The following is a 13,587-nucleotide window of genomic DNA, read 5'->3' on the forward strand; positions in this document are numbered from 1 at the left end:
GCGGGGTGGAGCAGCCCGGTAGCTCGTCAGGCTCATAACCTGAAGGTCACAGGTTCAAATCCTGTCCCCGCAACCAATATTCAAACCCGCAACTCGAACGAGTTAGCGGGTTTTTCGTGTTCGCGGCTTAACCCCGGTTTAGGTATGCGCGTCCGGCGTAGGACGTTGATCGTCAGCGACTAGATGGAGCGGGCATCAAGTGTCCGTATGTCAGCTGCGCAGCATTGTCGGCCAGTGCCACAGCCTGTGCTTCTAAATCGGCGAGTTTTTCTGGCCGGAACCCGAGGTTGAGAGAGATTGGTAGGCCAGCGCCTTCCCATTGCATGTCGCCGAACAGGAAGGCTCCATCTTCGTGATCAACCACGTTTCGCGCGAAAGCCACGGCGCTCAAGAGTGCGCCTAGCGGATCTTCTCCCGGCATTGCGGAGATATGTGGCAGAGTCACGTCGGTGATGTGAACGGCGGATACCCAACCACCGTTGTCCAACTGTACAGGCAGCCAGATCTGGAGTTCGCATTCCTGATCACCGTCCGGGCGGCGCCTGATGAGCTTACGGGTGAAATAGGGTTTCGCGCGATCGATCTTTTCAAGGACGGGGTGCGGCAACTGCGTTGCTCCAATTCCAAGGCAAGAGTTCTGAGCTGCCGCCGGTTTCGTGGACACGAGGTTAAGCTACCTGCGCCTGCCGTTCGAAGTCCATGGGGCTGAGATAGCCCAGGGTCGAGTGTCGTCGCGTTGGATCGTAGAAGCGCTCGATGTAATCGAACAGGTCTGCCTTCGCGTGATTGCGCGTGCGGTAGGTTTTGCGCCCGATCCGCTCGGTGTTTAGCGAGGAGAAAAAGCTCTCCATCGCCGCATTGTCCCAGACGTTGCCCGACCGGCTCATCGAGCAGGTCACACCATTGTCCGTCATCAGCCGCTGGAACTTCTCGCTCGTGTATTGGCTGCCCTGATCCGAGTGGTGCAGCAGGGCATCCGGACAGATAAGCGCGGCCTGAGCCGTTACGGTCCGGTCAGCCCCATCGGCGATCGTGAGACGAGCCGAGCGTCTCGACGAGGGAGGCCACCGTGCGGCCTTGCGACAGCGCGTGGCCGTCCACGTGCGGGGCGTAGACGAGGCCGATGGTGCGGGTGAAGTCGAAGCCTTCCAACCGGACCCGGGCGATACCCGTATCCTGGAAGCCGTCCGGCATTACCGTGACGCCAAGTCCCGCGCGTACGTAACTGAGCGCCTTGTCGTCGCTCGTCGTACGGGCCGGAAAAAAAGGCCGGATGCCGTGCGCCGTGAAGAAACGGCTCGTCTCGGGCAGCAATTCGCAGTGCCGACGCACGATCATGGGATCGTTCGCGAGTTCTTCGATGCGTACGATGTCCCGCGCCGCGAGCGGGTGAGATACGTCGAGCGCCAGCGAATATCCCTCGGTCAGGAGATGCTGTCCCCCATCGACGGCGTCCCCGTCACGAAGACTGGTCAGCGCGACATCGATGCGGCCCCTCGCGAGCCTGCTGCGCAGATCCCGGTCCTTTCCTTCGACGATCTCGATGCGATCGCCATCGGGAAAGGATCGGTGGACCGCGAGGAACGCTTCGATCCAGCGACGCGGGATCGTTGCCAATACCCCCAGGCGAAACGTCGTGAGCGACACGGAACCGACAACCTCGCGCTCGGCCGTGGCAAACCCCGTTTCGATCATCCTGGCATGCGACACGAGCCGGCTGCCGGCGTCGGTCAACGCGACCCGGCGGTTCGTCCGGTTGAACAGGATCTTGCCGAGCGACTTTTCCAGCTTCGCGATGCCCACGGACAGGGTGGGCTGCGATACGTTGCAGGCGGTCGCGGCCCTCGAAAAATTGCCGGTATCCACCACGGCCAGAAAATAGCGGAGATGATAGCGATCGATCATAGACGATCTCTATGCCGTTCATCCGCTTCTTTCAATTTTGACACGATCGGGTGACGATCTAAGGTCGTCGGCAACGATAATCGGAGAGAGTTATGGCGGACCTGAACTTTGGTCTCGGCGAGATGGCAGATACGATCCGCGATTCCACGCGGCGTTTCGCGCTGGACCGGATCGAGCCGATCGCCGGGCGCGTCGATGCAGAAGACAGCTTCCCGCGCGAGTTGTGGCCGGAGATGGGAGCGCTCGGCCTCCACGGGATCACCGTGGATGAGGCCGACGGTGGCCTCGGCCTCGGCTATCTGGAGCATCTGATCGCCGTCGAGGAGATCAGCCGCTCCTCCGCGTCCGTCGGCCTGAGCTACGGCGCGCATTCTAACCTGTGCGTGAACCAGATCCGGCGTTGGGCCAATCCCGAGCAAAAGGCCAGGTATCTTCCCGGGCTGATCTCGGGCGAGCACGTCGGCAGCCTGGCGATGTCGGAGGCAGGGGCGGGATCGGACGTCGTCTCCATGAAGCTGCGCGCGGACAAGGTCGATGGCGGCTATCGTCTGAACGGCACCAAGTTCTGGATCACCAACGCCACCTACGCTGACACGCTGGTGGTTTATGCCAAGACGATCCCCGATGGCGGGTCGAAGGGCATCACGGCCTTCCTGATCGAAAAGGGCATGTCCGGCTTTTCGATCGGGCAGAAGATCGACAAGGTCGGCATGCGCGGGTCGCCCACCGCGGAGCTGGTTTTCGATGACTGCTTCGTCGCCGACGAACAGGTCATGGGGCCGCTGAACGGTGGTGTGAAGGTGCTGATGTCGGGCCTCGATTACGAGCGGGTCGTGCTGTCGGGCCTGCAACTCGGCATCATGCAGGCGTGCCTTGATGTCGTCCTGCCCTATGTTCGCGAACGCAAGCAGTTCGGCCGCCCGATCGGCGACTTCCAGCTGATGCAGGCGAAGGTCGCGGACATGTACGTCGCACTCAATTCTTCGCGTGCCTATGTCTACGCCGTGGCGAAGGCCTGCGATGCCGGGCAGACGACGCGCTTCGATGCGGCGGCCTGTATCCTGCTCGCTTCCGAGAACGCGGTAAAGGTCGCCGGCGAGGCGATCCAGGCGCTGGGCGGCGCGGGCTATACGAAGGACTGGCCGGTCGAGCGCTACTGGCGCGACGCCAAGCTGCTCGACATCGGCGCGGGCACCAACGAGGTGCGCCGTATGTTGATCGGCCGCGAGTTGATCGCCCATGACGCACCCCGGGCGCAGTAGGCCGTCATGACCACGCTCCGATCGACGACCGACACCGGATCCGAGGCGTTCACGGCGAACGCCGCCCACAATCGGGCGCTGGTCGAGACGCTGCACGAGGTGACCGCCCGGACCGCCTTGGGCGGTTCGGAGCAGCACCGCGCGCGCCATGTCGCCCGCGGCAAATTGCTGCCCCGCGACCGCGTCGAGCGCCTGCTCGATCCGGCGTCCCCCTTCTTGGAGGTCGGGGCGCTGGCCGCGAACGGCATGTATGACGACGGCGCTCCGGGCGCCGGAATGATCGCCGGCATCGGCCGCGTCCGGGGACGCGAGTGCATGATCGTCGCCAACGACCCGACGGTGAAGGGCGGCGCCTATTACCCGATGACGGTGAAGAAACATCTGCGCGCGCAGGAGATCGCGCAGCAAAACCGGTTGCCGTGCATCTATCTGGTCGACAGCGGCGGTGCCAATCTGCCGCATCAGGCCGAGGTGTTTCCCGATCGCGAGCATTTCGGCCGCATCTTCTTCAATCAGGCGCAGATGTCGGCGCAGGGCATCCCGCAGATCGCATGCGTGATGGGCAGTTGCACCGCAGGCGGCGCCTATGTGCCGGCCATGTCGGACGAGAGCGTGATCGTGCGCAACCAGGGCACCATCTTCCTCGCGGGCCCCCCGCTCGTGAAGGCGGCGACGGGAGAGGTCATTTCGGCCGAGGAGCTGGGCGGTGCCGAGACGCATGGTCGCAAGTCGGGCGTCGTCGACCATGTCGCCGAGAACGACGAACATGCGCTGCTGATCGTCCGGGACATCGTCGCGACATTCAATCGGCCAAAGGCGGTCGATATCGAGATCGCGACGCCGCGTCCGCCACGGTTCGATCCGCAGGAGCTTTACGGTATCGTGCCGCAGGACGTGCGTGCGCCCTACGACGTGCACGAGGTAATCGCCCGGATCGTCGACGGGTCCGAATTTCATGAGTTCAAGGCGCTTTACGGCACGACGCTGGTCTGTGGCTTTGCGCATATCTGGGGCATGCCGGTCGCGATCCTCGCCAATAACGGTGTCCTGTTCTCGGAAGCCGCATTGAAGGGCGCGCACTTCATCGAACTGGCGTGCCAGCGCCGGGTGCCGCTCCTGTTCCTCCAGAATATCTCGGGTTTCATGGTCGGCGGGAAATACGAAGCGGAGGGAATCGCGAAGAACGGCGCCAAGCTGGTGACCGCGGTCGCGACCGCCTCGGTCCCGAAGATCACCGTGCTGATCGGCGGAAGCTTCGGTGCCGGCAATTACGGCATGTGCGGACGCGCCTACTCCCCACGTTTCCTGTTCACCTGGCCAAACGCCCGTATCTCGGTGATGGGCGGGGAGCAGGCGGCGAGCGTGCTGGCGACGGTTCACCGCGACGCCGAGACCTGGACGCCCGAAGAGGCGGACCGGTTCAAGGCGCCGATCCGGCAGAAATACGAGGACGAGGGCAATCCCTACTACGCCACGGCCCGCATGTGGGACGATGGCGTCATCGATCCCGCGCAGACCCGCGACGTGCTGGGCCTTGCCTTTTCCGCCACGCTGAACGCGCCGATTCCCGAGCGTGCGCAGTTTGGCCTGTTCCGGATGTGACGGCCATGATCCAGAGCCTCCTTATCGCCAATCGCGGCGAAATCGCCCGGCGCATCATCCGTACGGCGCGGCGTCTCGGCATCCGGACGATCGCGGTCCATTCCGACGTCGACGCCGACATGCCCTTCGTACGGGAGGCCGACGAAGCCGTCTGCATCGGCACCGCGCCAGCGGCCGACAGCTATCTGCGTCAGGATCGCCTCCTCGCCGCCGCGCGCGAAACCGGTGCGGAGGCAATCCATCCCGGCTACGGCTTCCTGTCGGAGAATGCCGAATTCGCGCAAGCGGTGATCGCCGCGGGGCTTGTCTGGGTCGGTGCGCCGCCCGCCAGTATCCTGGCGATGGGTCTGAAAGACGCCGCCAAGGAGCGGATGATCGCCGCGGGCGTGCCGGTCACCCCCGGTTATCTCGGTGCGGACCAGTCGCCCCGACGCTTGCAGGCGGAGGCGGATGCGATCGGCTATCCCGTCCTCATCAAAGCCGTGGCGGGCGGCGGTGGAAAAGGCATGCGCAAGGTCGATGCAGCCGGCGACTTTGCTGAGCTGCTCGAAAGCTGCAAGCGCGAGGCTGCTGCCTCGTTCGGCAACACGCAGGTGCTGATCGAGAAGTACATCCTCAGCCCTCGCCATATCGAGGTACAGGTCTTCGGCGATACGCACGGCAATGTCGTGCATCTGTTCGAGCGCGACTGTTCGCTGCAGCGCCGCCATCAAAAGGTGATCGAGGAGGCCCCGGCGCCCGGCATGGACGATGCGACGCGTGCCGCGGTGTGCGACGCGGCGGTGCGTGCTGCCAAAGCGGTCGACTATGTCGGCGCGGGGACGATCGAATTCATCGCCGACGGGTCCGAAGGCCTGCGCGCCGACCGTGTGTGGTTCATGGAGATGAACACCCGCCTTCAGGTCGAGCACCCTGTAACCGAGGCGATCACGGGACAGGACCTGGTAGAGTGGCAGCTGCGGGTCGCGTCCGGCGAGCCGCTGCCCAGGCGTCAGGACGAGCTTTCCATCACCGGTTGGGCCATGGAAGCACGCCTGTACGCCGAGAATCCGGGCACGGGATTCCTCCCATCCACCGGCCCGCTCGATCGGCTGCGCTTCCCGGCGGGCGTTCGGATCGACAGCGGCGTCGAGGAGGGAGGCGCGGTCACACCCTATTACGATCCGATGATCGCCAAGCTGATCGTCCACGGTGGCACCCGGCGTGAAGCTGCGGCCAGCCTTGCCGACGCAGCACGCGGCACACAGGTTTGGCCCGTCCGGACCAACGCCGCGTTTCTCGCCCGCGCGGCCGCTCACCCCGATTTTGTCGCCGGCCGGGTCGATACGGGATTCATCGAACGACATACGGAAGGGCTGATCCCGCCGGCGGAACCGTCGCCCGCAGTCCTTGCTGCGGCAGCGGCGGCGATCCTGCCGCCCGTGACGGCCGATCCGTGGAGCAGCCTGCGCGGATTCCGGGGCAATGCCGTTTCCTCCCCGACGGTGGAGGTGGAAGTCGCCGGCAAGCCATATCTGGTCAGTCCCGGGATCGTACCGGGCGCCGCCACGGCCGATGGTGTCCTCTTTCTCGATGGAGAGGCGTGGCCATTTGGTGTTCGTCGCGCCGATCACATCGGTGGGGCGGGTGAGGGGGACGGCGCGGTGCTGTCACCGATGCCGGGGCGCGTCATCGCCGTCCTCGTCGAAGCCGGACAAACGGTCGTCAGGGGCGAGCGGATGCTGGTGCTGGAGGCCATGAAAATGGAGCAGGCGCTGATGGCGCCCTTCGATGGCGTCGTCGCCGAACTGCGGGCCGTCGAGGGCGCCCAGGTTCCCGAGGGCACGCTGCTGGTGCGTATCGACAAGGGAGAAGGTTGATGGCGGGACGGTTTTATGACGACTGGAAGGTCGGCGACCGCATCGTCCACGATATCCGGCGCACGGTGACGGAGACGGACAATCTTCTGTTCACGACAATGACGCACAATCCGCAGCCGTTGCATCTCGATGCGGAGGCAGCGAAGGCCAGCGAGTTCGGCCGGATCCTCGTCAATGGCACTTTCACGTTCGCGCTGATGATCGGCCTGTCGGTCGGCGACACGACGCTGGGCACCCTGGTCGCCAATCTGGGCTACGACGAACTGGTCATGCCCAAGCCTGTATTTCTCGGCGACACGCTACGCGCCGAGACGGAGGTGAACGGGCTGAAGGATAGCAGGTCGCGGCCGGAAGCCGGCATCGTCACCTTCGCCCATCGAATGCTGAACCAGCGCGACGAGATCGTCTGCCGGTGCCTCAGGACCGCACTTCTGAAAAAATCGGGTGCATGAGGCTACGCTCGATACCGTCGGGCTGCCGAAGGCCGAAGATGCCGTCAGCGTTCGCCTGTTCGCCGGGCGGCTGGCGGATGCGTCCATCGCCGCTCCATGTCGCCGATCGTGACTGAGACGCTCGCAAGGGTCTTTCAGCTCGGTGACATACGCGAAAACGGATGTTCGCCTCGCAGGACGGACCTGCGGCGCCGGGTATCTGCCAGCCGCGATCGGTGCGTCGAGAGGGCAACGGGCGCTTCGGTTTGATCCGGCGCGATCCATTTGCCGGGCGTCCATGTCCAGCGGCTGGTGCTCGGTGCGCCCAAGATGAAGAGGTGGCGGCTTGTCCGACGACCTCGTCATGAAACGGCTGGGACGGGATCGGCGCCAACGCCGATCCGCAATCCCATCGTTGCGAAAGCCCCTGCATGGCCTTTACCCCGGCATCGGGATGACCTGTCCCCTGTCGACCGCGGCGTGGATACAATTGCGACCGGCCCGTTTTGCGGCATAGAGCGCTGCATCTGCACGACGCAACGCAGGAGCCAGGGCATCCGTCTTGGCAAGCGCGGTCAGGCCGGCGGAAAAGGTGACGGGTCCGATCGGGAGTTTCGTCTCCCTGTCTATCAGGCATCGCGCACCGAGCGACTCCCGGATCAGGTTCACTTCGCGGGCTGCCTGATCGAGCGTCCGATCCGGCATGAGGATCACAAATTCCTCACCCCTGAGTCTGGCAACCTCGTGCTTCATCTCGGCCAAGGCGTGTAGCGCATCCGCGACATACCTCAGCACCCGGTCGCCCGTATCGTGCCCGAACCGGTCGTTGACCAGCTTGAAATGGTCGATGTCGCATATCGCCAGTACGCCCCCGACACCGCCTTGCGAACCTTGCCATGTCTCGACGATCCGCTCGAAACCGCGCCGGTTCTGCAATCCCGTCAGGTAATCTTGCTTGGAAGCCTGCCGTGCCGATCGCAGGGTGATCCGCAGCTCGCTGACCCGCCTGTGGCTCAGGCGCATTTCGATTTCCGCCAGCTTGTTCTGCTCGACCATCTGCCTCGTCAGGTCGCGCAGTTGTGTAAACAGAACGTCCGGTGAGGCGGTGCGGACGGTTTTGTCCAGCGCCGTTCCATACCTCTTCTGCCGTTCGGTGGATCGTCCGAGCTGATCGAGGCACCTGTCCAGTTCCTCCGCAAGTTGCGCGGTCGCGTCGTGCAACGCATCGGGCATGACGACATGGCTGTCCTGCCCGGCGAGATACTGCTCGATCCAACCGTTCGACAGCCGTCGCTCCCGAATGGCACGATTGACTTCGTCGACGATACGTCGGTCGCTGCCAGCCACATAATCGTGGGCGCAACCGAAATTCAGCGGCGTAAGGTCGAGGCGATGGGAGAAGAGAAACAGGCCGATATCGTCGTACAACTTCCGCAGGTTCCACCGCGGCGGTGCACTGTCGGGATCGTGCGCAGCCTCCGCCGCCTTCATGTCGGTCCGTCCGAACATGGACAGGACCAGCCTCCCCAGTATTTCCCGTAGCCGTCCCTTACATCCGGATCGAAGATCGCGGTTATCTGTCATGATGATGAGTCGTCACGCTACCCGCGCACCTTGATCGACGATACCTTCCGGCATCCGGCATGCCGGCTCGAAGAACCCGACATCGAGCAATCAGGTGTGCCGCGAAAGATCGTCGAGGAATTGCTTCTTCTCACGGGTGAACCTCTAAATTGTCGGAAACAGCGGCAGCAGGCCACTTAGGTATATGTCTGGCGTACCGGACATGCAGGTCTGTCTGCGCAGTCTTCGGGCAATCATGGCCCGGTATCCTTTCCCCGATACCGGGAGTTTCGTGTTCGATGATGGATCAGAGCCGTTGGGTCGCATCCGGATCGTGGCGTACGGCGATCGCCATCTCCATTTCAGATGAAAAGGATTCGACGACGCGCTCTCACTATCGCGTCCGCCGCGTAACGCTTCGGCTAGGCTATCAAACGCCGATGACAGTCCGTCACCGACCGGAAGAGATGCATGCCATTCTCATGAAATTCGTCACGCCGTCTGCATCAATCCGGGCTGTCTCGATGCAGCCGGTGCGCCATTCATGATCGTGGAAAGGTAAGCGCTGGTTTCAGAACGAATTCCAGGTGGCGCCGTCGGCCCCGGTCAGGGCGGGAACGATACCGGCAGGCAAAGGCGTGATCGGCGAGATGTAGGATGACGGACTGGCATAATCGGGCTTGCGCATGGCCGGCGTCGCGCGGTGGCTCCTGCCACCGATCATCTTGAACCGCCCCGCCTGATCGGCGAGGTTGCCCACTTCGCTGGCGAGATTGCGCGCCGCCGCCGAGGTCTCCTCGACCATCGCCGCGTTCTGCTGCGTCGACTGGTCCATCGTCCCGATCGCCGCCGAGATCTGCGTGATCGCCGCCGACTGCGCCTGATTGTCCGCCGCCATCGTCGCCAAGAGCTCGTGCACCTGTGCGACATCGCCCGAGATGTTGGCCAAGGCGCCATCGACCTTCGTCACCGCCTCCACCGCGGTCACGATATCGGTCTGCGTCACCGTCAGCTGGTCGCGCGCTCGTTTGGCTTCCTCCTCGGCGCGCATCGCCAGCGCCGACACCAGATCGGCGACCACCGCAAAGCCGCGACCGGCGTCACCCGCCCGGCCCGCTTCCACCGCCGCGTTCATCGCCAGCACGCGGGTCTGGAACGCGATCTTGTCGAGACCCTCGATGACCGAGTCGATGCCCTTGGCGCTTTCCGACACCCGGCCCATCGCCTGCACCGCCTCGTCCGCCACCGCCCGGCCGCCGCCGACCGTCGCGATCGCCTGATCCGCGCGCTCCACCGTCCGCGCCGCCGCACCCGCCGATGCCCGCAACCGACCGTCCATCTGCGTCACCGATGCCGCCGTCTCCTCCAGACTGGCCGCATTGCTCTCCGTCCGCCGCGCCAGATCCTCCGACGCCTGCGCGATCTCGCCCGATCCCGTCCGGATCGTCGTCGCACTCTCCGACACCGCGCCGATCAGGTCGCGCAGCGCATCGATCGCTTCGTTGAAATTGGTCTTCACCGCGGCATATTCGGGCGGAAAGTCCGCCGTGATCGGCGCGGTCAGGTCGCAGTTGCGCAACTTGTCGAGATGCACGGTCAGGACGGACACGAGTTGCTGTTGCGCGGCGGACTGTTTCTGCGTGGTGATCGCCGTCTCGCGGAACGTGAACATCGCCTTGGTCATCCGACCGACGCAGTCCTTGAAATGTGTAAATTCGAAGGGCGTATCCAGGTCGCCCGCAGCGAGCGCTTCCATGCGGACGACCGTCGACACATATGGACCACAGATCGCCTCCCGGATCCATAAACCCGCCGCAGCCGTGACCAGGGTCAGCAAAAGACCGGTAGCAAAGCCGATCAATGGATAGCCAGCGGCGGTCGCTACCGAAGCGCCCAGAGCCGAGAGCATGACCATCCCGGCCATGCTTATTACGACAATACTCATTTTATGACGGATCGGTGCTGCTTCCCTGAACCACTTCATGACATAGCTTTCCGAAAGAAGGTTTCAGATATGCAGGCATCGGTGATTTCAGGATACATATCTTCAGCCGGATAGAGGATCATTCCTGTCTATAGCGGCATCCATCACGATCTGGTTCGATGCGACCTGTATTTTTCCATTGTCCTGATTTGCCTGGAATCATGGGAGCAGAGTTTGGTCGGTCAAACAATGACGGTGATGGCCTATACTACAGGGTATGTTACAGACATGAAGGTCTGGCGTCATGAAGGGCGGATCGCACTTCGCGCTGTACGGCAATCCGGAGTATCTTGATAAAGCAATCAACAAATATGTGAAAGCTACCTACCGAAATACTCGATTTTGTCTTATTGATGTAGAAATAATCTCGATAGTCTGCGCGGAGCCGACGGAGGAACATCGTTCCGCCGTTCTCTTATTTGATGGCTCGTGGTCCATCACCGCAATAGCGTGCGATCGCCAACGAAGCCGCTCGTTTGAAGATATTTGCTGTCGGTCTCGGCCGCCGTCTGCGCGTGGTTGGACGTCGCCAGAGCGGAAGCAGCAAGGTCGACGGCAAGTTTATACGACGCCTTCCGGTCTTGTGTTCAGGAGGCGATACTACCCACACTCACGTGAAGGGGCCGCGCTGCGCCAGCGGATCGGGCAAACCGATTGTGCTTCGCTGTTTCTTTACTTTTATTCACCCGGAAGGACGAAGGCATCGTGAAGCTCTTCGATTCCCCCCGTGCCCGATGCTTCGATATCCACCGTGCGAATCGATCAACCTCGATTGGTTTCGCAAACAGAAACCCCTGGGCTTCCTCACAGCCGATCTGTGCCAGAATGGCTGCGGCCTCACTGGTTTCAACACCCTCGGCAACGCAGCGATATCCCAATTTCTGCGCGAGGCCGATCATTGTTTCGAGAAGTACAAAGTCGGGACCTGTTACTTCGGTGAGATTGCGAACGAACGTCTGGTCGATCTTTACGACATGCGCCGGCAGGCGCTGAAGATAGGCCAGACTGCTATGGCCCGTGCCAAAGTCATCAATGGCAACACAGATGCCTGCCGCCGCCATATCACGCAGTATCGACAGCGCGTGATATGGATGATCCATGATCGCGCTTTCCGTTATTTCGATTTCCAGTTGGCTCGGCAGTAGCTTTCTTTCCAGAAGTCCCGTCTCGATGCGCTCGATCAGATCGGCCTCGCCGAGATTGGCGGCAGAGATATTGACGGCAACGGTGATGTTGATCCCGGCATGTCGCCAGTCGACGAGCTGATCCATCGCGGCATCCAGTACCCACTGCGTGGTTGGCCGTGCGAGAGATGTTTGCTCTATGATCGGGATGAATTCGGCGGGCGATATGTCACCGAGGCGTGGATGTCGCCAGCGCAACAACGCCTCGGCGCCGATGCAAAATCCGGTCAGCAGATCGATGCGGGGCTGGTAAACCAGCCTTAACTGACTGCCCTCCTCAAGCGCGACACCGAAATCCCTCATCAAGCCGTATTGACGCTGATGCGCAGTGTCGCTCGAAGGGGAATACACGGCGATCGAACCATCTGCTCTTCTGGCGTCCTGTGCGGCGCTGGCGGCACCGCGCAGGACGTCATCGGTGGCTATCTGACCGAGGACGAACGGCCGGATGCCAATCGCGATACTGGTGACGAAACGGACCGAAGATGCTGCCTGCAGCGATATGAAAGCGGACTGGAGCAGTTGCAGATAAGTCGCTTCGTCGACGTTGGGGGGTGATAAAAAGGCAAATTGGGTAGGGCCAACGTGATACGCTGTGCGGTCTGGGCCCAGTGCGGCGCCCAGTGATCTGGAGGCTTCGATGATGAGATCGTCGATCCGCGCCGCTCCTATTGCGCGGGCGATCTTGCTGATCTGATCGTCCCGGGCGAGGTCGATCATGACCGCCAACCGTCGCTCGCCAGGATAGTCCCTCGCCATATCAGCGAGATCGTCGCGGAACTGGCTTCTCGTCGGCATGCCGCTGACAGGATCAATGCGGCCAAACGCGTGCTGCAACTCGATCTGTGCCATGACCATGGCAGCCAGATCGATCAATGCGGACATCTCCGATGGCAGCACCTGCCTTGGCTCGGTCCCCAGCACACATAGCGTGCCCAGCCCGTAACCGTCACTGGTGATCAGGGGCACACCGGCATAAAAACGAGTGGCGGCCTGGCCTAGCGGGCTATCGGCGTAGCAAGGGCTGGCAAGAAAACCCTCGATCACCAACGGCTGCATGGTTTCGACAACCTCGGAACAAGGTGCGCTGTCCCTGGGAATGCTGCAGCGATCGATGCCGACCCGTGACTTGAACCATTGCCGGTCGCGATCGGTCAGCGAGATTGCCGCTGCTGGCAGTCCGAAGATTTGGCTGGCCAGGCGTGTGATGCGATCGAAACTCTCGCTTGCCGGGGTATCCAGCAGATCCAAACGATACAGGGCGTCGAGCCTGGCCTGCTCCCTGAAATAGATCATGCCTCCCTTCCTAACGCCCTGCTGGTCATGGACATCTCGACAAATTATCCCGACAGTAATTAGCTGGTTTCCGCTTCATAAAGCGACAACATAAAATAACTTTATGCCAGCCTCTTGCATATCGAATGTAATTTAGATTTAATATTTTGACGATTTTAAATCGGCTTTCAGAGACGTTGTCACTGTTGCAGTAAATTCGCAATTAATCGGTGATATAAATTATACCTAAGGTTACCGGTAGCATCCCATAGTATAACAAGTTTTTCATTTGGTCCGACGTTTCGCTGGACGGGTTGCGGACCCTGTCGACACAGGAGCAAGGTGTTTGTGCGGCAAACGTATTTCACATCCTGAATGTGAGATGCGACCTCCGGCAAAATGGCCAGTGGGTACCGATAAGGACCTGCGTGTCTGTATCACGGGGACGCGTCCTGATGCGCCCAAGTCGCCAGCGGCCAGGCAGCGATGCCTGCGACTACGAAACCCGTACGACGCACGAAC

Annotated in this window: 10 protein-coding genes and 1 pseudogene; 5 read left to right on the plus strand and 6 right to left on the minus strand. The window is 62.0% G+C overall.

Annotated features, from left to right (window positions below; genetic code table 11):
- Window positions 1-172: 172 nt before the first annotated feature.
- The 3 genes and pseudogenes from JAO74_RS16310 to JAO74_RS16320 all read right to left on the minus strand — a co-directional run bounded on the left by JAO74_RS16310 (window position 173) and on the right by JAO74_RS16320 (window position 1,905).
- A complete protein-coding gene (locus JAO74_RS16310; RefSeq protein ID WP_233151107.1) occupies window positions 173-607 on the minus strand; it encodes a hypothetical protein in 435 nt (144 codons plus the stop codon).
- A gap of 61 nt (window positions 608-668) precedes the next feature.
- A pseudogene (locus tag JAO74_RS16315) lies at window positions 669-980 on the minus strand (IS3 family transposase); the annotation flags it as partial.
- A gap of 34 nt (window positions 981-1,014) precedes the next feature.
- Window positions 1,015-1,905 (minus strand): LysR family transcriptional regulator, encoded by an 891-nt coding sequence (locus JAO74_RS16320; protein ID WP_199040613.1) that lies wholly within the window; start codon window positions 1,903-1,905, stop codon window positions 1,015-1,017.
- A gap of 92 nt (window positions 1,906-1,997) precedes the next feature.
- Between JAO74_RS16320 and JAO74_RS16325 the strand changes: the two genes are divergently transcribed.
- From JAO74_RS16325 to JAO74_RS16340, 4 genes are read left to right on the plus strand one after another with little or no spacing between them, the layout of a single operon-like run.
- The gene (locus tag JAO74_RS16325; RefSeq protein ID WP_199040616.1) at window positions 1,998-3,167 is read left to right on the plus strand and encodes an isovaleryl-CoA dehydrogenase; all 1,170 of its coding nucleotides are present in this window, start codon (window positions 1,998-2,000) and stop codon (window positions 3,165-3,167) included.
- A gap of 6 nt (window positions 3,168-3,173) precedes the next feature.
- Window positions 3,174-4,769, plus strand: a complete 1,596-nt coding sequence (locus JAO74_RS16330) for a carboxyl transferase domain-containing protein (protein WP_199040619.1) — start codon at window positions 3,174-3,176, stop codon at window positions 4,767-4,769.
- Window positions 4,770-4,774: 5 nt separating this feature from the next.
- Window positions 4,775-6,628: an acetyl/propionyl/methylcrotonyl-CoA carboxylase subunit alpha gene (locus JAO74_RS16335; protein ID WP_199040769.1), complete on the plus strand. Its 1,854-nt coding sequence runs from the start codon at window positions 4,775-4,777 to the stop codon at window positions 6,626-6,628.
- Entirely contained in the window at window positions 6,628-7,080 is a 453-nt protein-coding gene (locus JAO74_RS16340) for a MaoC family dehydratase (protein ID WP_199040622.1), read from the plus strand. The genes JAO74_RS16335 and JAO74_RS16340 overlap by 1 nt, the downstream gene beginning before the upstream one ends.
- A 417-nt stretch (window positions 7,081-7,497) precedes the next feature.
- Here JAO74_RS16340 and JAO74_RS16345 read toward each other — a convergent pair whose 3' ends face one another.
- Window positions 7,498-8,550, minus strand: a complete 1,053-nt coding sequence (locus JAO74_RS16345) for a GGDEF domain-containing protein (RefSeq protein ID WP_199040625.1) — start codon at window positions 8,548-8,550, stop codon at window positions 7,498-7,500.
- Window positions 8,551-8,921: 371 nt separating this feature from the next.
- On the opposite strand from JAO74_RS16345, the gene JAO74_RS16350 reads away from it, so the two are divergent.
- Window positions 8,922-9,170, plus strand: a complete 249-nt coding sequence (locus JAO74_RS16350) for a hypothetical protein (RefSeq protein WP_199040628.1) — start codon at window positions 8,922-8,924, stop codon at window positions 9,168-9,170.
- A gap of 23 nt (window positions 9,171-9,193) precedes the next feature.
- Here JAO74_RS16350 and JAO74_RS16355 read toward each other — a convergent pair whose 3' ends face one another.
- Window positions 9,194-10,378: a methyl-accepting chemotaxis protein gene (locus tag JAO74_RS16355; RefSeq protein ID WP_332908834.1), complete on the minus strand. Its 1,185-nt coding sequence runs from the start codon at window positions 10,376-10,378 to the stop codon at window positions 9,194-9,196.
- Between the two features lie 815 nt (window positions 10,379-11,193).
- Window positions 11,194-13,086 carry a putative bifunctional diguanylate cyclase/phosphodiesterase gene (locus JAO74_RS16360; RefSeq protein WP_199040634.1) on the minus strand — a complete coding sequence of 631 codons (1,893 nt, stop codon included), beginning with the start codon at window positions 13,084-13,086 and terminating at the stop codon, window positions 11,194-11,196.
- Window positions 13,087-13,587 lie beyond the last annotated feature (501 nt).

Source organism: Sphingomonas mollis (genome assembly GCF_016427505.1).
In the GTDB taxonomy this organism is placed as follows: domain Bacteria; phylum Pseudomonadota; class Alphaproteobacteria; order Sphingomonadales; family Sphingomonadaceae; genus Sphingomonas; species Sphingomonas mollis.

Bases quoted from the DNA above. Each gene is read 5' to 3' on its own strand.
- JAO74_RS16320 (WP_199040613.1), bottom strand. From the start codon at position 1,905: ATGATCGATCGCTATCATCTCCGCTATTTTCTGGCCGTGGTGGATACC.
- JAO74_RS16325 (WP_199040616.1), top strand. From the start codon at position 1,998: ATGGCGGACCTGAACTTTGGTCTCGGCGAGATGGCAGATACGATCCGC.
- JAO74_RS16330 (WP_199040619.1), top strand. From the start codon at position 3,174: ATGACCACGCTCCGATCGACGACCGACACCGGATCCGAGGCGTTCACG.
- JAO74_RS16335 (WP_199040769.1), top strand. From the start codon at position 4,775: ATGATCCAGAGCCTCCTTATCGCCAATCGCGGCGAAATCGCCCGGCGC.
- JAO74_RS16340 (WP_199040622.1), top strand. From the start codon at position 6,628: ATGGCGGGACGGTTTTATGACGACTGGAAGGTCGGCGACCGCATCGTC.
- JAO74_RS16345 (WP_199040625.1), bottom strand. From the start codon at position 8,550: ATGAAGGCGGCGGAGGCTGCGCACGATCCCGACAGTGCACCGCCGCGG.
- JAO74_RS16350 (WP_199040628.1), top strand. From the start codon at position 8,922: ATGATGGATCAGAGCCGTTGGGTCGCATCCGGATCGTGGCGTACGGCG.
- JAO74_RS16355 (WP_332908834.1), bottom strand. From the start codon at position 10,378: ATGGAAGCGCTCGCTGCGGGCGACCTGGATACGCCCTTCGAATTTACA.
- JAO74_RS16360 (WP_199040634.1), bottom strand. From the start codon at position 13,086: ATGATCTATTTCAGGGAGCAGGCCAGGCTCGACGCCCTGTATCGTTTG.